This is a genomic window from Streptomyces sp. NPDC031497 (assembly GCF_055580905.1).
Window position 1 is genome coordinate 250935 of the sequence record NZ_JBVIKO010000009.1, and the last position, 24787, is coordinate 275721.

Here is a 24787-nt window from a genome sequence, read left to right on the forward strand (position 1 = left end):
TTGATTGCGTGACCCATACAGGCTCATCGTCACTCCCGATCAACCACAACCAAGAACTTCTTAAGGGAAGGTCAAGGGATCCGGCTGATGGTGGCCTCAACTCCCTTGAAAATAACGGTGATTCACATCACTTGCGGCGCGGGGAGTGAGGCCGGATGGAGAGCGAAACCGATACAGAAACGCCCAACTTCCTCTACGATCCAACACGCGCAGCCACCATCGGTGAACGTCTCAGGGGCTCGCCGGGCGCCGCCGCCGACCCGCACCCTTCCGCCGGATCTCGACGTCCGTCTACGCTGACGCGGTTCGCTAGCGGAAAGAAACCTGCGATCTTTCAGTAGAGAGAGACACGACGTTGAGACACAGCAGGCGCAGACATGCGCGTGTTCCGATGACAGCGGTGATCGTGTGTGTTGTCGCCTTCGTCGGTACGACCCGGGCTCCGTGACCGTCCCTGCTGCGACCTGCCACGACTGGCTGCGCCCGTCTTCACTACAACTCCCATTGACTTGGGCAACGCCCCTATCGGGGCCGGGCGGTTGAGGCCCGCAGACACTTCCCGAGCGAGCACGCCGCACGGAACGCGTCTCCGTGGCGATGTCCCTCGATCTCGCCGAAGGGACTCGGCCCCGCTGTACCAGCCGCCGGAAGAACCGCGTTGAACGCCTTCGTCCTCACCCTGTACCGCACGCCGAAGCTCCCTCCGCCGCTGATCCGACGTCACCTGCGCCGGTGCGGACGCGGAGCCCATGCAGAGAACCGCTCTTTCGGACCTTGGAGAACCCTTGAGACGGAGACGCAGGGCACGCACATCCATCGCCTTGGCGGCCGCCGCACTGGTGGTCACCGGCCTGGTACCAGCCGCCGCGCCGGCACTCGCCGCCGGGACGGAAGCGACACAGACTACCGAACCGTCCACCCAGTCCACGCCGTCGTCCCAGGTCGACAATCCCGGCAAGAAGCTCGGCACGGGCTGGAAGACGTCCAAGGACCGGGCGGTGACGAGCGCGGCCGACACCGACGGCCTGAAGATCCTGGTGGCCGACTCATCGAGGGCTTACGCCTGGAAGACCGTCGCCTCGTTGTCGGAGCCGGGGATGCCGGCGGACACCTGGATCGGCAACCAGTGCGTCATGGACGCGGATCACATCGCCGCCGTGTACGCGCCCCGCTCGTTCACCAACGAGCCCGACCTGATGCAGGGCGGCGCGTTCGCCGCCATCGTCGACTCCGCCACCGGCCAGGTGGTGAAGCTGCCGTTCACCGCGTCGCTCGCCTACTTCGACCCGTCCTGCAACACGGTCACGCACACGGCCGCGTTCACCGCCTTCCGGGACATGAACGACCCGGCGAAGACGAAGACCCGGGTGGTGACCGTCAACACCGCGGGAAAAACCCTTGATTCTGCGGCGACGGCGGGCGAGATCACCGGCGCGGTACCGGTCGAGGACGGCGCGATCGGCGGACGCGGACGCGCCCTGGTCCACATCGACAACGCAGGCAAGGTGACGACGCTCGCCGCCGCCGACAGCGTCCCGTTCGACATCCGGCCCACCACGAACGGCCAGGTCGCCTTCCTCGACCGCGAGGGCGACTCCACCGTGCACACCGAACTCTGGCCCGGGAGCGGCGAGCCCTCCGTGATCGCCTCCGGCAAGCTCGGCGACGTGGACCTGCGCCAGGGCGCCGGGGGCCGGGTGTTCCTCACCGGGAAACCGTCCGCCACACACCTGAAAGACACGCACGTCACACTCCTCGACGCGCCCGCCGACACGGACGTCTCCACCCTGGGACGCCTCGCCGTCGACCCCGTGCTCACCCCCGGAGTCCGCCGCGGCCTGGCCCACATCAAGGACGCGGGCCAGAACTTCACCACGAGCAGTCCCGGGCCGGAGAGCACCACGATGGGCACACCGGACACCGCGGCCGCCGACGAGCCGACCACCGTGACCTCCACCGCCACCACCACCGGAGAGAAGATCAGCCAGTCGGTGCCGCAGACCGCGGCTGCCGGGGGCAGCACCTCCATGTCCCCCGCCCTCACCGGCACCGCCACCTCCGCCGTCGCTCTCGCACCCGCCGACACCGATCCCCGCGCCCACGACCCGGTCGACACCGACCGCTGGTGCTCGGTGCCTCGCAACGATGTCGACTCCCAGGCCCTGCAGCCCACCCCGAACCAGGTCGAGTGGGCCGTCGACATGGCCGTACGCGGAGACCTGCGGGCGAGCTATCTCACCCAGGGCGGCTGGCGCGACCAGATCGGGCTGAGCACCATCGACCCCCAGGGCCTCTTCCCCCTCCCCGCGCTGACCGGCGGCGGCCGTATCCCGGCGAACGTGCTGCTCGGTGTGATGGCGCAGGAGTCGAACCTGTGGCAGGCCGAACCGGGCTCGATCCCCGGCCAGATGGGCAACCCGCTGGCCTCCTACGCCGGTTTCTACGGCCACTCGGGCGACGACCCCGCCGACTACTGGCAGATCGACTGGGCGAACTCCGACTGCGGTTACGGCGTCGGCCAGGTCACCGACGGCATGCGGCTCGCGGGGTACGAGAAGGCGGGCGAGACCGCGCTGCCCGCGACCACCCAGCGCGCGGTCGCCCTGGACTACACCGTGAACGTCGCCGCCTCCCTGTACATCCTCGCGGACAAATGGAACGAGCTCCACGAGACGGACCAGACGATCACCGTCAACAACGACGATCCGGCCAAGCCCGAGAACTGGTTCGCCGCGCTGTGGAACTACAACCTCGGCTTCAACGAGAAGGCGGACGAGGGCACCAACGGCAACTGGGGCCTGGGCTGGTACAACAACCCCGCCAACCCGGTGTATCCGCCGTCCCGTTCGGCCTTCATGAACACCGACGTCGACCCGCTGGCCGTCAAGGACGCCGCGCATCCCCAGGACTGGCCGTACGAGGAGAAGGTGGAGGGCTGGGCGGCGTGGTCCATCGACACCGGCTACTCCTATGCCACCTCGGGCCGGCAGGACTGGCCGGGTGAGTCCGGGTTCTCGTCCGCCGGCTTCCGCCCCGCCTACTGGAACGGCACGGCCGACGTCTACACGGTCCCGGGCAGCGCGACGTACAACCGCGCGTACGCCACGCCGCCGCTCGACACGTTCTGCAACACCGCGAACAACTGTGACGTCGCGAACCCGCCGGACTGCCCCGACGCGGAGTGCTACACCCAGTACTGGTGGCACGAGTCCAACGCCACCTGGAAGAGCGACTGCGCCACCACCTGCGGCTTCGAGAACATCAAGTACCTGACTCTGGTCGCCGAACCCGGCCGCGGCACCCGCCTCCAGTACGGCACCCCGATCTGCACCGACGACGGTCTGTCCGCGGGCGCGCTGATCGTGAACTCCGTACCCGACAACACGAACACCTACAGTTCGTGCGGTACGACCGGCACCGACGACGGGAGCTTCGAGTTCACGTTCAACTCCAATGGCACGTCCGGTCCTGGCCTCGGGCAGTACGAGGCCAAGGGGGACCTCTACCAGATAGGCGGCGGGTATGGCGGCCACTTCTGGTATGCCCACACCCGTAACTCCAGCCATCTCGGCGGCGATGACGGGGCCATGACGGTGAAGGGAACCTGGACTCTCGGCCAGAACCTGGACGGCTGGACTCGGGTGTTCGTGCAGTTGCCCGACACCGGTGCTCACACCCAGCAGGCGCACTACATCATCCACGGGGTGGCCGGCGGCGACCGGGACCGTTACCTCAACACCCACTACGGTGCCAACACCTGGGCCGAACTCGGCGTCTACCACTTCACCGGGACGCCCCAGGTGGAACTGTCGAACACCGCCGACGACGGTACCGGCGACGAGGACGTGGCGTTCACCTCGGTCGCCTTCCAGGAACTGCCCGGCAAACCGCAGCACATGGTCGTCGCCATGGGCGACTCCTACACCTCGGGCGAGGGCGCCGGGGACTACTCCAGCGAGTCCGACACCTCCCACGGCACCGTCGAGTGGAACGCCTGTCGGCGCGGCGCCAACGGCTGGAGCCGCAAGATTCTCCTGCCCTTCCAGGCCACCCCCCTCGGCGACCTCTCCGACACCCACTCCACGGTCGCCGACCTGCAGAACGTCAGTTGCTCCGGAGCCTCGACCTGGAACGTGCGGGGCAAGGACATCACCCAGAACGACGCGGAGGTGCACCCCTCCGCCTGGGACGACCCGAGCCGGCCGCAGACCCAGGGCCAGTTCCACGAGATCGCCCAGATCAACTCGGGCGTCCTCAGCGACGACACCACCCTGGTGATGCTCACGATCGGCGGAAACGACGGCGGACTCTTCACCGACGCCATCACCGAGTGCTACATCGTCGGTGTGTGCGACAAGGACGACTACACGGCCAGGCTGAACACGGCTGTCGACGCGACCGGGAGACTTCTCGACGAGATCAGCCAGAAGGCTCCCAACGCCCAGATCGTTCTCATGGGCTACCCTCACATCGTCGCCGACGAACCCTGTCTGACGGCCGACTTCGACGCGCTGAACGCCCTCGCCGACGAAGTGCGGGACAAGCAGGCAGCCAAGGTCGCCGAACTGAAGAACCAAGGGGTCAAGGTGGCGTTCGCCGACCCGATCAGCGCCTTCCAGGGGCATGGGATCTGTGACAGCGACGAGTGGATCAACCGCATCGTGGCCGGACCGAACGGCGACGGCGACTACCACTCGGGCGATCCGGCCAACCCGGTGCCGTGCATTCCGCTCACGGGTATCTGCGCCAGCCTGGAGTCGTTCCACCCCAAGGACCGGGGCACCACCGCCTATGCCGAGGTGATGGACCAGACCCTCGCCGACATCGGATACACGGGCAGCCAGTGACACACACCACCACTTCCACGCCGGTCACGGGGCGGGGCTCCCGCGCCGTGACCGGCGGCTGCCTGGCCGTGCTGGTCGCCCTGGTCCTCGTCCTCGGGACCGTCCTCGCCTGGACGGCGTACGCGTTCCACCGGGCCGGCGCCGACAACGCGGACCGCCGTACGCAAGCACGGGCCGCGGTGGAGCGGCAGGCCCGGCAGGCCGCGTCGGCGACCGTCCGGGCGCTGACCGCGGCGCGGACATCCGCCGACGGCGCGACGGCGCAGGACATCGTGCTGCGCGACGGAAGAGACCCGGATTCCGGCGGGAGCGCGGTGGCGCCGGATCTCGTGTACGACCGGGGCACAGGCGGGCTGACCGTCGTCACACCGTTCTCCAGCGGGTACGAGGTGCGTCCCGCCCTGTGGGGAGCCGTCCGCACGGAGTCGGAAACACGCTGCTACGCCCTGACCTTCGGGCGCGACACAGGCGGCTGGCGGGCCGACGTCACCGCTCGGCCCGAGGCGGACTGCGCGCGGCGACAGCCGGTCACCGGCGCGGCCCAGGCCGCCCAGGACGCCCTGCGCACCCTCGTCCGACCGGGCGCGACCCGCTCGGAGGTCCAGCAACTCCTCGCGCCGGTCGGCAGCGCCTCCGACGACTATGCGTACGACGTGATCACCGTGACCGGCCAGGACACCAACGTCACCGTCACCGTCCTCGTGCACGCCTCCGGACAGCAGCAGTGCTACCGGTTCATCCGGAACACCGGCTCCCACGACAGCGACTCCGTCACCACCCTCCCGGTGGCCGGTGCACACTGCGAGGGCTGAGCCGGCGGCGTCCCGGCGGAAGGAAACAACGGGGTTGTGACCGATCGGGCCGCCTGCGCTCCGTACGAAATGCGGAAGGTCGGCTCCCCAGGAAGTGTCCTGGCTGTCTCAATAATCTCCAGAGATCTTCCATTTGATAGGCCAATCGGGTTTCAGACGCCCGTCTCGGGAGTCCTCCGGGCGCTGTTCCTGAGGTTGGCGAAGGGCAGTGCCCCTCCGTGGAGTTCCTTGAACTCGTCGATCAGGTCCTGCTCAGCCTCGCCCGCGTCGCCCTCGGGCAACGACAGCCAGGCGACGAGCAGTGCATCCGAATCAGTCAGCTGCCAGACGTAGCGGCCGCCCCAGTGGCCGGCCAGCAGACCGGTGCCGTGGCGGCGGTAGTCGGCAAGCCGCTGTTTCAGCCCGTCCTGGCCCGCGGCCTTGCCGATGTACACAACCATCGCCCCATCCACCCAGGCGTCGCCGAGTTTGTCGGCCGTCACGGACGGGTCGCGGCCCTTGAGGTGCCCGGCAGGGCTGGCAGGGAGGAACGACGGCGGCGAGGTGTCCGGGCGGATCACCACGTAGATTCCGTGCCCGGTGGGAACACTACTGTCGGGCAGTTGACGGAACGACACGAAGCCCCGGAAGCCGCGTTCGGCCAGGGTTTTCTGCGTCAGCTCTGTTATCGGGCTCATGCCGGGCATCGTGCCAGGCGCATCTGACAGTCGTCGGACCGAGAGTGCGGGACCACCGGTGACCTGAACAGTCCGAACGGCAGCCGCAGACACTGGCGTTGCGCCCCAAGCCGTCGGAGCCGGTGTACGGGATCCAAAAGGTGCGGATCGACCAGGGCCGGCTGCCACGGCTCCTGCGACTGCGTGGCGGGATTGTTGAGCGGAACCTGGCCCGCCGCAGGAGCAAGGTCGCGGGCATTGCTCAGGACCTGGCGCCGGGCCTCACGCCGGAGTACATCGACTGGCACATTGAGGAGGGGCCGCGCGGCTTGCAGTGCGTCATCACCTGCGACCACCCGGCCACGCTCTTCGTGCTGAACGGGACCCGCCCGCACATCATCAGGCCACGCCGCGCGAAGGCGCTCCGATTCGAGGTGTACGGCCAAGTCGTCTACTCGAAGATCGTCCGGCATCCGGGGACAAGCCGAACAACTTCATGGCCCGCGCACTTCGCCTCGGGCGCTGATGGCCCGGCAATAGATCTTCTGTATTTGATCTTCGCTGATCCCCAATCAGGTAAGAGTCCCGCACGCGGTGTTCGGCTGCTGTGCAAGTCCACAACGTTCTGAACCGCGCTTTGTCGCTAGCGGCACGCGCGCGGTCTGTCTCCGCTGCGCATGCTGTAGACAGCTGGTCCGGGAGAACAAGACAGCAACGTACTTTCGGCCCGCGGCCGTTCGTTGATAACTCCACATCCCTATCGCAACGCGGTAAGCGCCACCCGCTGTAGGGGTCACGACAAGTCGTGGACCCGTCAGCACGCGCTCCGCGGTCGCCCCGCCACGAACGTGGCACTAAACGGCGACCTGGTAGGCGCCATGAGCGCCGAGTCCACCACCAAAGGAAAGGGAAACGCCGTCGCGGCCTGCTAGGTCGCGGTGGCGGTCTCGCGGTCCTGGCAACACCCAGTTGCTGGGCTCGCGGATGCACTGCGGTCCCGTGACGCCGAGTTACCGCGGCCGCACATGCAACACATGCGATAGGGAGAGAGCAGTTGGAGCAATTCCACGAATGGATGCTTTGGTTGCACTACCTGGTGGTTGTAGGTGAACTACTAGGTTGGTGCTGGGGAGCCTGGCGGTACTTCCGCGTCAAGCGCCTTGCCCGAGATCGGCCCCAGGCGGCGCCGGTCACCACCAACATCACGTACATCTATTCCCCGAGCGTGCATCAGACCAATGTGTACTACGGTCAGCCGCCCGCAGAGTCGGACCCTTCGCGAGAGGTGCGGCTTCCAGATCGCCGACGGGAGATCTGGCGGGGATGAATGAGGCCGGGTTCGGAAGCAGTGCCAGTGCCTCCGATCCCGGCCTACAAAAGCCCCTTGCAGCCAGCAGGGGGCCTCTTTGTGTGCCGCTCGCCAGCTTGGTTAGGGCTGGGTGCGTAACCTCAATGATGGTCACTGAGACGTGAATCACAAGAGGGTTGGCGAACCCTTAACGTGATCGACGCCCGGCGGTCGCACATGGCCACTGTTCTACCCGCTCATTCGGGTATGCCTGCTCTGGCGACCCGAGGTCAGTAGCTGGCGCAGCTCGACGGGTGGTGTGAGCTGGACGAGTCGCAGTGCGACGGCGACGAAGTGTGCCCGCCGCTGAATGTGTCGGCGGCCACGTACGGGGTCGGGTCGAATGAGGTCGGCTGGCTTGCCGGCGTCGCTGAGACGGACGAGCTGCTTGTGGTGGACGAGTAGCTCCTCGGCGGTGCGCCACCGTGCCCCGCCTTGTGATCGCACTCCGTCAAGCGACGCCACGTCCGTGCTGCCCGCAGCAGCCGGGACTGCAGGCCTCTATCCCACCTTGAGGTGCGGGGAGGAGGGCTGCGTAAGAACGGCGGGTTAGGCGAGGACGCTGTGCCACGGCTGGGCCGGGGACTCGCCGAGGCCCTGCGTGACATCCACCGGGCCGGTCTGGTGCACCGCGATCTCAAGCCGGGCAATGTGCTGCTGCCCGAGGACGGCCCCCGTGTCATCGACTTCGGTGTCGCCCGGGTACTGAGCGCGGAACCGCTGACACGGAGCGGCAAGGTCCTGGGCACGGTGTCCTTCATGGCGCCGGAGCAGCTGAGCATGCCGCGCGAGGTGGGGGCGGCGGCCGACGTGTTCGCACTGGGCGGGGTCCTGACGTATGCGGCGACGGGCCGGGGACCGTTCGACGGCGACACGGGCGCCCCACCCATCGCGGTCGCCATGAAGATTGCGCATGACGCTCCGGACCTCGCGGGAGTCCCGTCGGCTCTGCGTCCCGTCATCGAGAAGTGCTTAAGCAAGGACCCCACCGGCCGCCCCTCCGCCGCCGATCTGCTCGCTTTGCTTCAGGAACAGGGGATAGAGACAGCAGGGCCAGAGGACCCTGAGAAGACGACGGAACCGGAAGGCTCCGCACATGGTCCCCGGTGACTGTCCAGGGGCGTCAGGCCGCTCGCGGCGGTCCAGTCGACCGGAACGCGCTGGATCAGGTTGACGCGGATGTGGTCGTTGCCGTTGCGCTGGGCGAAGACGCCGCGCTCGCCGTCCGCGGCGTGCGCGCCACCCTGGCCGACCTGTTCGGCTGAATGGAGACGGACTCGGGCATCTTCGAGCGCAGCGAGCAGACCGTCCGACCCCGGTAGTGCCCGACTTATCTGCCCTCAAGCGCCCCTGACCACGTGAAAGTACGGGTCAGGGGCACAGTCGGAGACCGGTGGGGACGGGCGGTCACTGCTCCATGGCTCCGGGCCCGATCCCCACGGGGGGCGGGATCGCTCCGGTGGGCCGTCGGCCGACGACCGACCGCCGTGGAACTGGAACCCCGACGCGGGCGGGGGCGGGCGTCTGCCGGGCGGGAACCGGGAACAGGCGGGTCACTCGGGCGCTCGCCTCGGCTGTTCCCCACTCCTCCAGCAGTGCTCGCGCCTGTTGCTCGCCCAGGCGGCGTCCGGTCTGCCGATGGATGGCCAGCGCGCGGCGTGCGAAGTCGTGGGCTTCGGGGCTGCCCGGCGTCTGCGTCCGGGCCAGGATCAGCAGGCTGTCGGCCTCGGACATGCGGTAATGGTGGGTCACCGCCAGCTCCAGTGCCTGGTAGGCGTAGTCGCGCGCGGCGTCCGGCCGCCCCAGGACCTCGGCCGTGGCCGCGGTCGCCACCAGGGCTCGGATGTGCCATCCCGGGTTTCCCGACTCGTCCGCCAGGACGACCGCAGCCAGGTGTCCCGGCAGATCCCGGTTGACCGTCGCCCGGACGCTGCGTGCCAGCCAGCTCCACCGAGGCGCCTTGAGCCCCTGCGCCAGGCGCCACGCGTGCTCCGCGCATACGCGCGCCGCCTCCGGCCGTCCGGCGTCCAGGTGGACCGCCGCCAGCTCGCTCCGGGCCGCCGACTCCAGGTCCGTGTCGCCGAACTCCCTGAGCGTGATCAGGGCTCGGGTGTACAGCGCGCCGGCTTCCTCCACGTCTCCCAGGGCATGCTTCACGATGGCCAGATTGACCAGGGCGTACGGCTCCTGACTTCGTGCGCCGGCCTGTGTGGCCAGTTCCAGTGCCTGGTGCCGGACGCGCAGCGAGTCGGCCAGACGGCCCAGCTCGCAGTACACCTCGCCGAGCCGTGAAAGGGTGACCACCGTGCTGGAAACGCTGTGCGGCGACGGTGCCACGGACATCAGCGACTCCAGGCGGCGGGCCGCCTCGTCGAGGTGCCCGGTGAAGATCAGGATCTGCGCGACGAAGTTCTCGCAGCCGTTGATGCCGGGGCGGTGGTCGATGGTGCGCGCGATCGACAGGGCCGTCCTGAAGCTTCTCATCGCCTTCGAGTAGTCGTTCACGCTCATGTTCGCGTGCGCGAGGCTGTACCACCCGCTGAACCGGGCTTCGGCGTTGCCCACGCGCTCGGCGGCCGTGATGGCGGCGTTGGCGGCGTCGATCCAGTCGCCGACGTTCATCCGGGTGGCGAAGTAGGGGCGAAGGCCGTCGGCGATCCGCCAGGTGTGGGCACCGATCGGATCGTCGTGCAGGGCCGCGATCAGGTTCGGGATCTCGTTGTCGAACCAGGTCAGCGCCTCGGCCGCGGTGTCGAAGTCCGCGCCGGGGGAGTACTCCGCGCCGGACAGGCGGGCGTGTTCGGGGAAGGCCAGCGCCTGCGCCGCAAGGGTGCGTTCCAGGTACCACTCGGTCAGGCGCCCGCGGGCCCTCTCGCGGTCGGGCCGGGAGTCCTCGGCCTCGGCGCGCGCTCGCGCGTACAGCCGGGTCAGGTCGTGGAGGGCGAAGCGGTCCGCCGCCGACTGGTCGATCAGGTGGGCGTCCAGCAGGCGGTCCACCAGGCGGCCGGCCTCGGCCCGGCTCAGACCGGCCAGCACCGAGGCCGCCGCGACCGTGAAGTCCGGTCCCGGGGAGAGTCCGAGGAGGCGGAACAAGCGGCGGGCGTCAGGGTCGAGAGCGTCGTAGGACTGTCCGAGGACGGTCTGCATCGTGCTGTCGCTGTCGCCGGGAGTCTGGAGTGCGGCCAGACGGTTGCCGTCGCGCAAGTCCCTGATGTGGTCGGCGATCGACGCCAGCGGATCGTTGGCGATGTTGGCCGCCGCGATGCTCAGCGCCAGCGGTATCCGTCCGCACGCCTCGGCCAGGCTGTGGGCCGCGCCCGGCTCGGCGCGCAGGCGCTCGGCACCGAGCATGTGTTCCAGCAGCTGCTCGGCCTCCTGCGGCGACATCGGCCCGACCGCCACCTGGCGCGCCCCGTCGCGCACGACCAGGCCGGTCAGCCGGAAGCGGCTGGTGATCAGGGTCACCGAGCCCGGCCCGGTGGTCAGCAGCGGGCGGACCTGGTCTACCGACCGGGCGTTGTCGAGCAGCACCAGCAGGCGTTTGCCGGCGACCGTCGAACGGTACAGGTCGATGAGCTCGTCGGCCTCGGCCGGAATGGCGTCCCGGGACAGCCCCAGCGAGCGCAGCGCGCGGGCGATCGTCCGTGTCGGCGGCATCGCGCGTTGCGTGTCGTGGCCATGCAGATTGATGTAGAGCTGGCCGTCGGGGAAGCGCTCGGCCATCGTACGGCCCCAGTGCACGGCCAGCGTCGTCTTGCCGACGCCGGCGGGGCCGACCACCGCGACCGTGCCCGGGACCGCTTCGTCGGACAGGTTCCCGGCCAGGAAGTCGTCGAGTTGGTCGAGCAGGTCCCGCCGGCCCACCAGCTGGGGCGTCGACGGCAGCTGCATCGGCACCGGCGGTGCCGGGTGCGCGGCCGGGGCGTCGGAGAGTGCGCCGTCCGGGGCGTCGGGCACCGGGGGTGATTCCTGCTCGGACAGGGGGTGCGGCGGCTCGGCCGGCGGGGTCGGCGTTATGGCGTCCAGCGAGGGATCGGCGCGCAGGATCGCCTGTTCCATGTCGGTGAACCTGCGGCCCGGGGTGAGCCCTTGCTGCTCGGCCAGCAGCGAGCGCAGCTCGCGCGCCTGCTCCAGCGCCGCGGTCTGACGGCCCGAGCGGTACAGCGCGAGCATCAGCTTGACGCGCAGGTTCTCGTGGAGGGGATGTGCCGCGACCAGCGGCATCAGGTCGTCGATGAGCGCGCCGTAGTGCCCTTCGCCGATCTCCAGGTCGGCCAGATCCTCATAGGCGGTCAGGCGCAGGCTGGTCAGCTGGGTCTGCGCGGACTCGGCGTAGCTGACAGCGATGTCGGCCAGCGGCATGCCCTGCCACAGCGCGAGCGCCTTGCGGATCAGGCGCACCGCCGAGCGGCTGTCGCCGCGCGCGGCCTCCTGGCGGGCCCGGGCCATGCCGTTGCGGAAGACGTCCAGGTCGAGCTCGCCGTCGTCGACGGCGATCGAATAGCCGGGGGCCCGCCTCTCGACCGGGATCTTGGCTCCGGCATCGCGGCACACCCGGCGCAGCGTCGCGATGTCGGCCTGGATCTGCGAACGGGCCGTCTGCGGCTCCGAACCTCCCCACAGCGCGTCGATCAGCTGCTGCGTGGAGACGACGCGGTTGGCGTGCAGAAGTAAATAGGCTAAGACAGCCCGGCACCGCGGACGCTTCACCGCCAGCGGCATGCCCTCGAAGTCCATCCCGACCGGTCCGAGTAATGTGTAGCGCATAGCCGTCAGTAACCCCCGTAAGCCGGAGCTGCCGCCGGGGTCGCCGACAGCGCGCCCGGCGTGCGTCGTCAGCCCGGTTCGCCTGGGTGTTTCCCAGCAACCATTGCATGCTGATCCACTTCCAGTCGACCCCCGCATGGGTGCCGCATGGCGTGCGCATGGCAGGTGCATCAATGCACTTGGGACAGCGTCCCGGGCATTTTGCGAAGCCTGTGCATGCGGGAACGACGGTGGGTGCCGAGCAGCCCTCGGCAACCCGCGTCCGCGTCGACGGTCGAGAGGCAACGGGCCGGATCACTGACCCGGTGAACCGGGTGTCTCGGTCGGGACCCTCACAGAGGGACCGATGTGGCTCCGGGCAGGGGCGCAGGGGTGTCCCGCTCGTCGGCGATGCCGATACTGCCGTCGGGGAGGCGCTGGACCGAGCGCACGCCCGGCAGCAGGTTCAGCAACAGACACGGTGTGCCGATGAGGGCCGCGGCGGCCAGCAGGGTCGTGCGCATCCCGAGGAACTGGGACACCGGAGCGGCGGCGGCGTAGCCGGCGGGCATGGCGATCAACGAGATCATCCAGTCCAGCGAGCTGACACGGGCCTGCATCTCCTCGGGGAAGAGCTGCTGTTGCGTGGTCGCCAGGATCTCGCCGACGAGCGAGGTCATGATGAAGGCCACGGCCACACCGAGAGCGATGACGAAGAGCGGGGCGGGGGGAGCGAGCAGGGCCAGCGGGGCGACGCCGAGCACCGCGGCCGCGTTCGCGGTGACCAGGGGGCGGCGCGGCCGGTAGCGCAGCGCGGCCAGCCCGCCGACGATGGAGCCCACCGAACCGGTGATCATGATCACGCTCCAGGAGGTGGCTCCGCCGTGGCCGTCCTGCATCACGACCGGGCCCAGGACGAAGAAGAACGCTATCGCGAAGTTCCACACGCCCCAGCAGAGCAGGTTGGCGAGATACCAGCGGCGCTGGGCCACCACCAGCCAGCCGTCGCGCAGGTCCGCGAAGAAGTGCTGCTTCTCGGACCGCTGCGCCTGCCTGCGCAGGTGCATGCGGGAGACCAGCACGAAGCTCAGCAGGAAGGTGACGGCATTGATGAGGATCGCGGTGCCCGGACTGGAGACCGCCAGCAGCAGCGCGGCGAGGGCCGGGCCGAGCACCTTGGTGGTGCTGTCGGTCAGACCGAGCAGGGCGTTCGCTGGTTGCAGATGCTCAGCGCCGACGAGTTCGGGTACGACGGCCCTGGACGCCGGCGTGAAGAAGGCCATCGCCATGCCGGCGATCGTGTAGGTGACGGCGAACTGCCAGACCGCCGCCCGGTCCAGGAATAACATCACGGCGAGCAAGCCGTAGCAGACCGCCTGGACGGCGTCGCTCGCCATCAGCACCAGCTTGCGGGACAGCCGGTCCGCCCAGACCCCGCCCACCGGCAGCATCACCACCTGGCCGACCGCATGGCAGGTCAGCACCGTGCCGACATCCAGGGCGCTGCCACCCGAGCGCAGGATGGCGAACACCACTGTCACCGGTATCAGGGCGTTGCCGACGGCGGAGATGCTGCGCGCTGTCCACAGGAGCCGGTAGGGGCGCTCCTGCAGTGCGCTCAACGATTTGGGCATGCGTACGGGCATGGGCGGCCCTGCTTTCTGAGTAGGAGGGTTTCAAGGAACTGCCAAGGGCTCGCGGAGAAACAACACGCCGACGTTCATCTCGAAGGCTTCGACGAGTCCGGCTGCTCAACTCTCTCCCTGGTCGGGGCGCAACTGTTGCAGACGAGACTATTACATTGGATCTTGATGCCTTCAAGAACACTTCCGGCCGTCGGCGGAGCCGGCGGCACACGGGCGTCGCGCGATCGTGTGGGCAGTTCAGGACCCGACGGCGTACTGCTCGTTCCCGTACAGGACAGTCGCCGGTGCCTCGTTGACCCGGGTCCACTCCGCAGTGCCTGCGATCAGTGTGTGGTCCAGCAGTGACACTGTTTCCCGCACGGTGCAGACCACGGTGACCGAAGCCTGTGTCAGTACGGGTACGCCGCCCACCCCGTGCCAGGGCACGCCTGCGAACCGCTCCGCCGTGGTGCCCGTGGCGAACTGCGCCACCAGTCGGCGATCCGTCCAGGACAGGACGTTCACCGCGAACCGCCCTGCTGATCGGATGTGGGCCAGGGTTCGGCTCGCGGTGGTCAGGGACAGAAGCACACTGGGCGGGTCGACGGAAAGAGACATGACCGCGTTGGCGGTACAACCGACGGGTCCGACCGTGGTGACCACGGTGACACCGGTCGGCAGTCGGGAGATCGCATGCCGGTATTCGTCGGCGGAGACGCTCTGATGGCTTGGTATGCGGTCCTCGGTCTTCATCGCGCTCCTTCAGGCGGTGCGACGGCTAGCCGTGCCGACCGGCGATCATGGCGGCCACGGTCTTTCGGTCGATCTTCCCGTTGACGTTCAGGGGCAGTTCGTCGAACACGGTCACGCTCCGAGGGATCATGTACTCGGGCATTCGGGAGCGCAGGTCCGACAGGATCTGTTCCGGCTGAGGATCCGGACCTGTGCAGATCGCTTCCAGGTACAGGTCGCCGAGACCGTCCGGGACGGCGACCACGATCGCGTCGCGTACACCTGGCCGCTCGCGCAACACCGCCTCGATCTCTCCCAGTTCGATCCGGTAACCGCGAACCTTCACCTGCTGGTCCATTCGCCCCAGGTGAATCAGTTGTCCGTCCCGCCGGGCGACTCGGTCACCTGTGCGGTACCAGTGGTCGGCGGTGATCGGGGCGTCCCCGGCATGGGGGACCGATGTGCCGGTGGCCCCGTCGTGCAGCAGGAACCGGTCCGCGTTGTTCCGCGGGTCCAGATAGCCGGGGAACCGCTGGGGGCCACGGACAACCAGTTCGCCGTCGTCGGCGGGACGCCCTTCCGTATCGAGCAGCAGGTGGGAAAGTCCTGGATAGAGCGTCCCGATGGGGACCGTGCCGTTGGCCGGGCGGGGCCACTCCGCGACGTGCCGCGGCAGTCGGAACTCGGCGCAGCTGATGGTCAGTTCGGTCGGACCGTAGAGATTCTCCAGAGTGCTCTCCGGCGCGGCCGCGGCCCACGCCTCCGCTTGCTGCAACGTCAGGGGCTCACCGCAGAACAGACTCCAGCGCAGGGTCGGCAGGGAACCCGGCCTGAGTGCCCGCATCCGGCGTGCGAAGGACACCAGGGACGGTACGGAGAACCAGTGGGTGAGCTCCGCTTCCGCCGCCCACCGGACCGGCGCCATCAGGTCACGTCGCGTGGGAACGACCAAGGTGGCGCCACTGCCCCAGGCGGCGAACATGTCGAACACGGACAGGTCGAAAGTGAGGTCGAAGGTCTGGGACATCCTGCTCCCGGGCCCCAACTCGTACCGAGGCATGACGTGTGAGAGATACGCGGACACATTGCCGTGCCGGATGGGCACCCCCTTGGGCGTGCCCGTCGAACCGGACGTGAAGAGCACGTACGCGATGCCGTCGGGCCCGGTCGGCCGGTGAGCGGGAACGTCGTTCCCGTCCGCCGCCCGTGGCGTACGGGTCAGGGGCACGACCGGGGCCGGCAAGGCAAGGGCCCCGGTCTCCGGGCCGGTTGTCTCCGCGAGGACGAGGTCGAGGTCGCCGGCGGTCACGATCGCGGCGTTCCGGGCAGGCGGGAATGCCGGGTTGAGGGGGACCACCGTGGCTCCCAGGAGCTGCACCGCGAGATAGCCGGCGTAGGCGAGGACGCTGCGCTCGGCCAGCAGCCCGACTCGCCGGGGCGCCCCGCCGGCCGCGGTGAGCAGCCGCGCCGCTGTGCCCGCGGCCGCGTCGTGGAGTTCTCGGTAGGTCAGGCGGTCGGCCCCGATCTCGAGGGCCACGTGGTCGGGATACTCCGCGACCGAGGCGGCGAACCACTCGTACAGAGTCTGTTTCACGGTCGTCCTTCACTGGGTGCGACGGTGCTCGACTTCTCGGTGGCACGGATCAGATCGGTGAACGCCTCCTCGACCAGACCGGTCCGTGGCCGGCCGCGCGCCGCGGAAAGGGCCGCGATGCGCAGTATCTTGGGGAGTTCCTGCCAGGCTGTGGTCTCGGAGGCGGCCACCTCGGGATCCAGCAGGCCGTCCGAGACCAGGACCGCGTTCCGGTGCGAGTGATGGCGTGCGGCGGCCCACAGGTCGTCCGTGTAGCGAGCGGCTGCCACCGGGTCCGCGAGCAACGCCGCGAGGATGTGGGACAGCACCGCTGTCGGCTCGAACAGCCACTGTCCGTCGTCCGGTGCGCCGGCCCGCGGCTCGTGCGCGGGCGGGCGGCCGCCCCCGGTGCGCACCAGCCAGCGGTGGTGGCTCATGGGCGGAACGGCCGTGGCCCGGCCGAGGGCCATGCGGTCCCGTCGGACCACCTCGGTCCCGAACTCCCGGACCGGCGTCAGGGCTCGCGCGAGTCCGGCGTCGTCCAGCCATCCCAGGAACGGCTCCTGTTCGCCGTGCGGGGTGAGCGCGGCGAAGTGGTCGGCCACCTGCCAGGAGCCGTCGCGCCGTCCGCGGATCAGGATCCAGTGCGGGGCCGCGGCCCGGCCGTATCCCGGTGCCCATTCGATGTGCTCGGTGTTGGCGACGGCCAGCACCCGGCCCTGGGCGTCCAGTTCGGCGAGCAGCCCTTCCCGGGCCGTTCTCCAGTCGGGGGCGCCTTGGTAGGCCAGCTCTCCGCCGTCCGCGGTGACGTCGATCCGCGTGTGGTGGGAGAAGACCAGCTCGCCCGCGGGCAGATCGGTGCGCACCGCCAGCCGGGTCGCCTCGGCGAAACGGCGCGGCACCGCGGGGACCTCCGCTGCCAGATAACAGACCAGGCTGGTCGTGTAGCAGCTCAACTGGGGCGGTTCGGCGAGGGCGTCGATCACGTCAGCACTCCAGGTCGGCGGGCAGGGTGTCGCTCCGGCCCCTGGCATCGGGGACTTCGCGAGGGGTGAAGGCGCAGCTGAGCGGGATCGGGGAGCTGTCGCGCAGACTGGCCCAGCGGTACCGGCCCCAGCGGCCGTGACGGTGGCCGGGTGTGACGGGGATGGTCCAGGGGCGGCCGGCGAGACCGGTGCCCGCCGCTTTGACGCACGACTCCTGGACGGTCCAGACCCAGGCGAGTTCGCGGGCCCGCTCCGGTGCGGGCAGCTTCTCGAGCTGTGCGGCGTGCCCGTTCAGACATCGTCGCAGCAGACCTTCGGACGGCCGGTCGGGCGGGAGTTGCACGTCGACGCCGACCCGGCGGCCGGGTGCCACGGCCGCGGCGCTGAGGCCGCCGTCGTGGGAGACGCTCACGCCGACGTCCGGATGCCCGACCAGGCAGGGGCGTCCCTGCGGGTCGGGGCGGACCGCCGTGTCCGCGAGGTCGGGGCGCACCTCGCGGATGAGCCGGCGCAGGGTGGCTCGCCCCGCCAGGAACTCCTCGGCCCGCCAGGGCAGAAGACCTGCCGCCTGGGCGAGATCGTCCCGGTGGGCCTCCGCCGGGTCCGTCGCACTCCGGTCGGAGCGGCACAGGACCCACACCCCGTCCGCGATCTCGTGGATCCCGTACCGGACACCGGACTTCCCGGTGCGCACCGGCATGCGCGCGGACTCCTCGGCCGGCTCCGACCCCCTCCCCGTCATGTCCGTAGCTCCGCCAGCAGCTGTTCGGACATGTCGGCCACACCGGCGAGCATCAACTCGGTCACGCCCCCGCCGATACCGAGGACGCCGGCTTCCGCGCGGACACCCTGAGCACCGCCCGCGGCGAAACCGTCAGCTCCCTGGAGTTGAGCGCACCGGGCGAGCACGGTGTCGACCGTCAGCCCGACGGCGGACTTCAACAGGGTCCCGGCCGACAGGCTCTGCCCCTTCACGGCCGTCTCAGCGAGGCTGTCGCACAGCGCTCGCAGCTGGGCGACGCGTACCAGGCACTCGGCGAAGCCCTGGCGGACGACCGCGTTGTGCCACAGCGGCTCTCCGTCGACGGTCCGCCGCAGCAGGCGCTCGCGGGTGTCCGCGAGCACCCGGCCGGTGAGGGCGACGGCCCACTGTGCCCCGGCGAGCCGCTCCGTGCTCATGTGCCGGGCGAACACGGCCATGCCACGACCGTTTCTGCCCACCAGGTGATCGGCCGGCAGGCGCACCGAGTCGAACCCGATGTGCCCGGTCGCCGAGTTCGCGAGCAGGCTGGTCGGCGCGGGGCTCACGGTCACACCCGCCGTCTTCGCCGGTACCAGAACCCAGCTGAAGTTGGTGAAGTGCCGGCCGGGGTGATGCCGGCCCAGGACCAGCAGGTACTCGGCGGTGCCGGCGTTGGTCACCCAGCGCTTGCCGCCGTGGACCACCAGCTGGTCGCCCTCGATCCGCACCTCTGTGCCGAGCCCGCTGAGATCGGAGCCCGCGGCCGCCTCGTCGGTGGCGGCGAGCGCCACCTGGGCGGTCCCCGCCAGGGCGTGTTCCCAGGCGGCCGCGACGGGAGAAGGCGCGGCCGACGCGGGGCCGGAGCGGCCGGAGCCGAGGACCGGCAGTGCGCTGGCCGCCTGCACCAGTACGCTGAGCGTCGCTCCGTTGTCCGCGCGGGCGTCGACAGCCCGGAGCAGAGCGCCCAGGCGTGCCGGGTTCGCGACCGGGCCCAGGGCGTTGCCGCTCTGGTACAGCGTGGACAGGGCGCCGGCCGCCCCGAGCGCTCGCCACAGGTCGGTCGCCGGAGCGCCGACCGGAACGCCCGCCAGCGCCTGCGCGACCAGTTTCCGGTAGCCGGTCGGCGTTGTGTCCCGGGAAGCGGATGCCAGGTCAGACAAACCGCACCTCGGGGTCGAGGAGGGCCAGCTTGCCGTCCGCCAGGTGCAGGCGGTCGTTGCTGTAGTTCAGGGACGCGGAACGCAGGTCCCGCAGCGCGTGCTCGAGGCGGGTCGGGGAGCCCTTGAGGTAGCCGTGCCGCATGCCGACCGCGTCGATGAGGCCGTCGACGGCCGCGAAGCACTCCTCGGCGGCCGTGATCTTGAGCGCGTTCAGCTGCAGCTGGATCTTCGGCTGGCTCAGATCCGGGCTTCGGCTCACGGTCCGCTCCGTCTGCGCGAGCAGGGCGTGCACGGTGTCCAGACGCCTGCGTGCCTGGGACAGCCTGGTCAGGAGCAGCTCGGAGCCGAGGTCGGCCCGGTTGCGGTACTCCGGCGAGCGCAGCATCCGCAGCACTCGGGAGAGCGCGCCGGCTGCGGTGCCCAGCCAGGACGCCGACCAGCTCAGGTGTGCCATCGGGCCGAACACCGACGTGACGATGGCCCGGAAGTCGCCGTGCGCGCCGACCACGTGGTGCTCCGGCACCGTGCCGCGCAGGCGCAGCGCGACGCTGTGACTGGCCCGCATGCCCAGCGGCTGCCAGTCGCCGGTCTGCTCGACGGCGAGCTGGTCGCGGTGCGCGTAGACGAGTGACACCTGATTCGGCGACGTGGCGCCCGGCGCGAGCATGGTCACCAGGAAACCGTCGGCGTGCGCGCCGCCGGTGACGATGGGCGCGAACCGGTCCACGTCCAGCGTGTCGCCCGTGGCGTCGAGGGCCGCCTCGGAGGTGAGCAGGTGGCCCCCCTTGCCCGCCTCGGTGGTGACCGAGGCGAGATAGATCTTGCCGTTGGCGATCTGGGGCAGCAGCTCGGTGCGCAGCCGCTCGTTGCCGTGGCTCGCCACCGCCGCGACCTGCTGGCAGTGCATGGCGAAGATCATCGCGACGGACATGTCGACCCGCCCGAGCGACGTGCACGCCTCGACCACGTCCCGGATGCCGCCGCCGAGCCCGCCGTACTCGACCGGCACGAGCAGACCCAGCAGCCCGGTGCGGCGCATCTCCTCCAGCGCATCGACGGGGAAGACGGCGTCGCGGTCGGTCCGGTCCAGGTGCTCGGCGGCCACGGCGGCGACCCGGTCGGTCAGCACGGCCGGCTGCCCGGGCGCAGGCGGACCGGCGAGGACCGCGGGTCCGGGTGCGATCGCGTTCATGTGCGCTCCTTGGTCGGGCGGGCGTGGCCGGTCATCGGACGCTCGCCGCCGGGCCCGCTTCCGAGGCCGCGCTGATCACGTTCCAGAGGCTGCCTGCGGTGGCGAAGGTGGCGTCGTTCATGGCTTCGTCGGGCAGCACCACGGCGAAGGTGTCCTCGATGGCGAAGAGCAGCTCGATGGCCTGCATCGAGTCCAGACCCTGCTCCCGCAACGGAGTCTCGGCGGTTATCTCCTGGTCGCCGAGGAACTTGAGAAAGGGGGCGAGCAGGTCGGTGAAGCGGGGGTCCATCAGTTCACTCCAGAGGTCGGATGGATCGCTGCGGAAACAGGGGCGCGGGTCAGTGACACACGGGTCGTCACCGGGGCGGTGCCGGGCCGGTCGCTGTCGACCACGGCCTCCACGGGCAGCGGGTGGCCGAGGAAACCGATGAGGCTGGCGTAAAGTCCGTAGGCGCCGACATTGGGTACGGCGACCAGATCACCCGGGCTGAGGGCGGGCAGTTTCGCACCGCGTGCCCAGGTGTCGAGCGGGGTGCACAGCGGCCCCACCACGAGGGCGTCCAGCTCGGGGGCCGAGCCGGATCCGGCGGCGGTGCGTACCACGTGCGGAGCTAGCGCCGGGAGCCGGCGCAGTCCGGACATCCCGCCGAGATGGTGGATGCCGGAGGCGAGAACGACGACGTCCTTGCCCTGGGAGCGCTTCACGTCAAGAACGGGGGTCACCAGGGTGCCGGCGGTGCCGACGAGGTAGCGGCCCGACTCGAACACCACCTCCGGCGCCCCGCCGCGCCAACCCGGTATCTCTTCGTCGAAGAGCTCCTCCAGGCGGGGGCGGAGCGCGCTGAGGTCGACGGCCTCGCCCGCCTTCGCGAACGGTGCGCCGAATCCGCCGCCCAGGTCCAGGACGCGCACCCGTGTGCCGTGTTCGGCGAGCAGTCCGGTCAACCGCCGAGCGGTGGCCAGGGACCGCCGGAACTGGCCGTACAGGGAGTCGACCTCGGTGAGGTTCGTCCCCATGTACAGATGCAGTCCGACGACTTCGGCCCTCGGCCGGTCCGCGAACCGTTCCGGCTCGGCCGTCACCCAGCCCGTGTCCGCGCCGAACTGCGAGGCGACGCCGGTCATGACCAGGCCCTGCCCGGGGACCGGCTGGTCGTCGTTGACCCGCAGCAGGCAGCGGGCGGTGACATCGCACCCCGCGGCGAGCCTGTCCAACTGCTCGATCGCATAAGGAGAGTCCACGGAGAACAGCCGCACCCCCCGGGTGAGGGCGTCGCGGACCTCGGCATCGCTCTTTCCGGGCCCGGTGTACAGCGCGTCGCCGGGGTCCCAGCCCGCGCCGAGCGCCGCGTCCAGTTCACCGGTCGAGCAGACCTCCGGCCGCGTGCCGCACGCGCGCAGCGTGGTCAGCAGCGCCGGGTGCGGGTTGGCCTTCAGCGAGTAGAACAGGCCGGCCCGGTCCGGCAGCGCGGTACGCAGCAGTTCGTGGTTGCGGCGCACTTCCGCGAGGTCGTAGATGTACGCGGGCGTCGGGACGCCCGCCAGATCGGCCGGCGGAACCGGCAGCACACCGGCGTGGTCCTCAACCATGGACATGGTCCACCCGGTTCGCCAGTGCGGCCAGCGCCTTGCGGTCGATCTTTCCGTTGCCGGTGAGAGGGAGTTCCGGCAACACGAGACAGGTGCGCGGAATCTTGTACTCCTCGATCACCTGACGCATCGCTTGGAGCACGTCCGCCGCGCTCAGCTCGTCGGTGACGGTCACGAACAGACGGGCGGGCGCCGATCCGTCCGGGGCCAGAACGGCCGCCGAGCCGACGGCGGACAGCCGCCGTGCCGCTGCCTCCACCTCGATGGCGCTGACACGGAAGCCGTTCTCCTTGTAGACGTCGTCGCGTCGGCCCTCGACGTACAGGTAGCCCTCTTCGTCGAGCCGGCCGTAGTCGCCGGTGCGCAGTTCCGGGAACAGCCCCTCGGCCTTGGGGTAGCGCTGGGCGGTGAGTTCGGCGTGCCGCCAGTAACCGGACATGACGTTCGGGCCCCGGACCACGATCTCGCCGATCTCACCGGCGGGGAGCCGCCCACCCTGCGCGTCGACGACGAAGACCTCGGTGCCGGGCAGTGCCAGCCCGCTCGAACCCGGCCTGGCCAGATCTCCGTTCGCCGGCATGATGGTGGCCCGCTTGCACTCGGTGAGCCCGAACATCAGGTGCACGTCCAGTGCGGGGAGGTTCGCGCGAAGCACGGTCAGAGTCTCCTGCGGCATCGCGGCACCGGTGTTCGTCAGCATCCGCAAGGAGAGCCTGCGTTCGCCGGCGCGCCGCAGCAGCCGCGCCAGGGCGTCGGCGACCGCGGGGACCGCGGGGAGCACGGTGGCCCGCGAGCGCAGCAAGTTGGTCAGCAGCGGCGGCCCTACCTCCGCGGGGCGGCCCAGCCAGACGTGGGCTCCACTGCCGGCTCCCAGAATGAGCTGGTAGAGGCCGTAGTCGAAGGAGAGCGGGAGCGGGCTGTAGACCACGTCGTCCGGACGGTAGCCCAGCACCTGCTGGATGGCCCGCACCGCGAAGAGCATCTGCTGGTGGGTGCTGACGACGGCTTTGGGAAGCGAGGTCGTGCCCGAGGTGTAGATCAGGCAGACCGGGTCCACGGAGAGCGGCGCGGTCGGTATCGGCCCGGTCTTGCTCTCGGCGTCGAAGGCGCGTGCCGTCACCGTCGCGAGGTCCTCGGCCCGTACGCCCAGCCGCCCCGCCGTCGCCTGGTTGGGCTCGGAGTCGCTGACGACGAGCATGGGTTCGCTGTCGTTGAGCACGTGCTCGAGCTGCTCGCCTCGCACCTGCTCGTGCAACAGCGAAAAGGCCACGCCCAGGCGCGAGGCGGCGTGGACCAGAACGGGCACCGTGGTGGATGCCTGTGCGCTGACCAGCAGCCGGTGTCCGCGCCGCAGGCCCAGCTCGCCCAGCCAGTGGGCGACGCGCCGGCTCGCGGCGGCCAGTTCCAGGTAGGTGACGGTGCGGTCCTGGCACGTCACAGCGGGACGATCCGGCCAGCGCACAGCCGCCTCGTCCAGCAGTTCGTGCAGCAGCGCAGCAGGGGGCTGAGTAGTCATCAGGCCTCTTCGAGGTGGGCGAGCGCAGGCTCGGCGTACAGAGATCGCCGCACGATTGCGCAGATGGCGTCGATGTCGTGGAGGTTCTCGGGCACTAGGTCGTCGGCGTCGAACTCGAAGTGCAGCTCCTCCTCCAGACGTTCGACGATCTCGACTATCCGGAAGGAGCTGAACCGCGGCACATCGCTGAGGAGCTGTCCGTTCAGGAGCGGTTCGACCCCGGTGCCGAGCACTGCCGCGGCCACACCGGCGACAATGCCGCGCAGTTCGGCGCCCACCGCGGAGGGCGACTCGGCGATGTCGCCCGCGGCCGGGGCGTCGCCGAAGACCACGCCGTCCGCGTGCAGCTGCTCGCGGAGGCGGGGCAGCAGCGCCGGCGGCTCGGCCCGGCCGCGTTCGACCCGGCGCAGGGCCAGGTAGGTCTGCTCGGTGAGGGAGTCCCAGGCGCGCAGGTGGGTGCCGACCGCGCTGTCCGGCGACGGTCCGAACTCCGCACGGAAGTCGGCGTGCAGCTTGCGCGACCGGGCGAGGAACCAGGTTTCCAGGGTGAGTTGGCTGAGGGCGGCGTTGCGGTCGGGGTACCGCGCATAGGCGTCGACGTATGCGTCGACGGCTTCGGGTCCCGCGAGGTCGAGGGCGGCCGCAGCCGCGCCGGGCCGCTCGGCCGCGGGCGCGAGCTCGGCGATCAGGGCAGGGCTGGGCACGGCGGCGATGAAGTCCTGGGCCGGCAGGGTCCACAGTCCGGGGCGCGCGCTGCCCCACGGGGTTTCGTTGTGATAGCCGTCCACGACGTTCACGTCGCCCGTGCCGTCGGTCTCGGCGAGGAAACTGTGCGCCATGTGGCGTTGCTGGAAGTAGGGCACCCACGGCAGGTGGTAGGCGTCCGACACCACGTAGCACCCCTCGGTCAGGGGGACGTCCGTCGTCGCGGGTGCCCGGTGCAGCGCGCGCACCGCGATTCCGAGAGCGTTCCGTGCGTCGGCGAGGTGCTGCTCGACGGTACGCGCCACGGTCGGCAACCCGTCGGCCCCGGTCTCGGGACCGAAGCGCAGTGTCGCGCCGAGACGCAGGTGGGTACCCGGACCGTGCCACCGGTCGGCGAGCACGGCGAGGTTCACCTGGAGGCAGTCGAAGAGTTCGTACGCCATGGCGGGCGGCGGGGTCTGCATCATGCCGAGGCCCCCGCGCCGAGCGCCTCGGACAACCGGGTGGGTGAGCCCGGCGGACCGACACGGGTTTTCGCGGACTCGGCTGTCGCCACG

General features: G+C 70.0%; 17 protein-coding genes and 1 pseudogene. 4 read left to right on the forward strand and 14 right to left on the reverse strand.

The window, feature by feature from the left end; all coding sequences use genetic code 11:
- The first annotated feature begins 821 nt into the window (after positions 1-821).
- Together ACZ5K7_RS21150 and ACZ5K7_RS21155 are read left to right on the forward strand one after the other, a co-directional pair.
- Positions 822-4847: an SGNH/GDSL hydrolase family protein gene (locus tag ACZ5K7_RS21150; RefSeq protein WP_468915240.1), complete on the forward strand. Its 4026-nt coding sequence runs from the start codon at positions 822-824 to the stop codon at positions 4845-4847.
- Complete coding sequence (locus ACZ5K7_RS21155; protein ID WP_468915242.1) at positions 4844-5659, forward strand: hypothetical protein; 816 nt, start codon at positions 4844-4846, stop codon at positions 5657-5659. Before ACZ5K7_RS21150 ends, ACZ5K7_RS21155 begins: the two co-directional genes overlap by 4 nt.
- 152 nt (positions 5660-5811) lie before the next feature.
- On the opposite strand, the gene ACZ5K7_RS21160 is transcribed toward ACZ5K7_RS21155, so the two are convergent.
- Entirely contained in the window at positions 5812-6336 is a 525-nt protein-coding gene (locus tag ACZ5K7_RS21160; protein WP_468915244.1) for a hypothetical protein, read from the reverse strand.
- Between the two features lie 140 nt (positions 6337-6476).
- Here ACZ5K7_RS21160 and ACZ5K7_RS21165 point away from each other — a divergent pair, with 140 nt between their 5' ends.
- Together ACZ5K7_RS21165 and ACZ5K7_RS21170 are read left to right on the forward strand one after the other, a co-directional pair.
- Positions 6477-6944: a hypothetical protein gene (locus tag ACZ5K7_RS21165; RefSeq protein ID WP_468915245.1), complete on the forward strand. Its 468-nt coding sequence runs from the start codon at positions 6477-6479 to the stop codon at positions 6942-6944.
- A gap of 1235 nt (positions 6945-8179) precedes the next feature.
- Positions 8180-8773, forward strand: coding sequence for a serine/threonine-protein kinase (locus ACZ5K7_RS21170; RefSeq protein ID WP_468915247.1), 594 nt, complete (start codon positions 8180-8182; stop codon positions 8771-8773).
- Here the strand turns inward: ACZ5K7_RS21170 and ACZ5K7_RS21175 are convergent.
- The 13 genes and pseudogenes from ACZ5K7_RS21175 to ACZ5K7_RS21235 all read right to left on the reverse strand — a co-directional run.
- Positions 8773-8925: pseudogene (locus ACZ5K7_RS21175) on the reverse strand (FAD-dependent monooxygenase); the annotation flags it as partial. The gene ACZ5K7_RS21170 and the pseudogene ACZ5K7_RS21175 sit on opposite strands and share 1 nt — an antisense overlap.
- Positions 8926-9070: 145 nt before the next feature.
- Positions 9071-12430 (reverse strand): AfsR/SARP family transcriptional regulator, encoded by a 3360-nt coding sequence (locus ACZ5K7_RS21180; protein WP_468915248.1) that lies wholly within the window; start codon positions 12428-12430, stop codon positions 9071-9073.
- Positions 12431-12762: 332 nt separating this feature from the next.
- Entirely contained in the window at positions 12763-14043 is a 1281-nt protein-coding gene (locus tag ACZ5K7_RS21185; protein WP_351702426.1) for an MFS transporter, read from the reverse strand.
- Positions 14044-14292: 249 nt separating this feature from the next.
- Positions 14293-14787, reverse strand: coding sequence for a flavin reductase family protein (locus tag ACZ5K7_RS21190; RefSeq protein ID WP_351702423.1), 495 nt, complete (start codon positions 14785-14787; stop codon positions 14293-14295).
- A gap of 25 nt (positions 14788-14812) precedes the next feature.
- Positions 14813-16360 (reverse strand): amino acid adenylation domain-containing protein, encoded by a 1548-nt coding sequence (locus ACZ5K7_RS21195; RefSeq protein ID WP_468915249.1) that lies wholly within the window; start codon positions 16358-16360, stop codon positions 14813-14815.
- On the reverse strand, positions 16357-17325 hold the full coding sequence (locus tag ACZ5K7_RS21200; protein WP_468915250.1) for a hypothetical protein: 969 nt from the start codon (positions 17323-17325) through the stop codon (positions 16357-16359). The genes ACZ5K7_RS21195 and ACZ5K7_RS21200 overlap by 4 nt, the downstream gene beginning before the upstream one ends.
- Before the next feature lies 1 nt (position 17326).
- Positions 17327-18025, reverse strand: a complete 699-nt coding sequence (locus ACZ5K7_RS21205) for a 4'-phosphopantetheinyl transferase family protein (RefSeq protein WP_468915251.1) — start codon at positions 18023-18025, stop codon at positions 17327-17329.
- Between the two features lie 38 nt (positions 18026-18063).
- A complete protein-coding gene (locus tag ACZ5K7_RS21210; protein WP_351702411.1) occupies positions 18064-19227 on the reverse strand; it encodes an acyl-CoA dehydrogenase family protein in 1164 nt (387 codons plus the stop codon).
- Positions 19220-20419, reverse strand: coding sequence for an acyl-CoA dehydrogenase family protein (locus ACZ5K7_RS21215; protein WP_468915253.1), 1200 nt, complete (start codon positions 20417-20419; stop codon positions 19220-19222). Before ACZ5K7_RS21215 ends, ACZ5K7_RS21210 begins: the two co-directional genes overlap by 8 nt.
- A 31-nt stretch (positions 20420-20450) precedes the next feature.
- A complete protein-coding gene (locus ACZ5K7_RS21220; RefSeq protein ID WP_351702406.1) occupies positions 20451-20708 on the reverse strand; it encodes an acyl carrier protein in 258 nt (85 codons plus the stop codon).
- Positions 20708-22009, reverse strand: coding sequence for a type III PLP-dependent enzyme domain-containing protein (locus tag ACZ5K7_RS21225; RefSeq protein WP_351702404.1), 1302 nt, complete (start codon positions 22007-22009; stop codon positions 20708-20710). Before ACZ5K7_RS21225 ends, ACZ5K7_RS21220 begins: the two co-directional genes overlap by 1 nt.
- Positions 22002-23525, reverse strand: a complete 1524-nt coding sequence (locus tag ACZ5K7_RS21230) for a class I adenylate-forming enzyme family protein (RefSeq protein ID WP_468915254.1) — start codon at positions 23523-23525, stop codon at positions 22002-22004. The genes ACZ5K7_RS21225 and ACZ5K7_RS21230 overlap by 8 nt, the downstream gene beginning before the upstream one ends.
- Positions 23525-24697: an acyl carrier protein gene (locus ACZ5K7_RS21235; RefSeq protein WP_468915255.1), complete on the reverse strand. Its 1173-nt coding sequence runs from the start codon at positions 24695-24697 to the stop codon at positions 23525-23527. The genes ACZ5K7_RS21230 and ACZ5K7_RS21235 overlap by 1 nt, the downstream gene beginning before the upstream one ends.
- Positions 24698-24787: the final 90 nt, after the last annotated feature.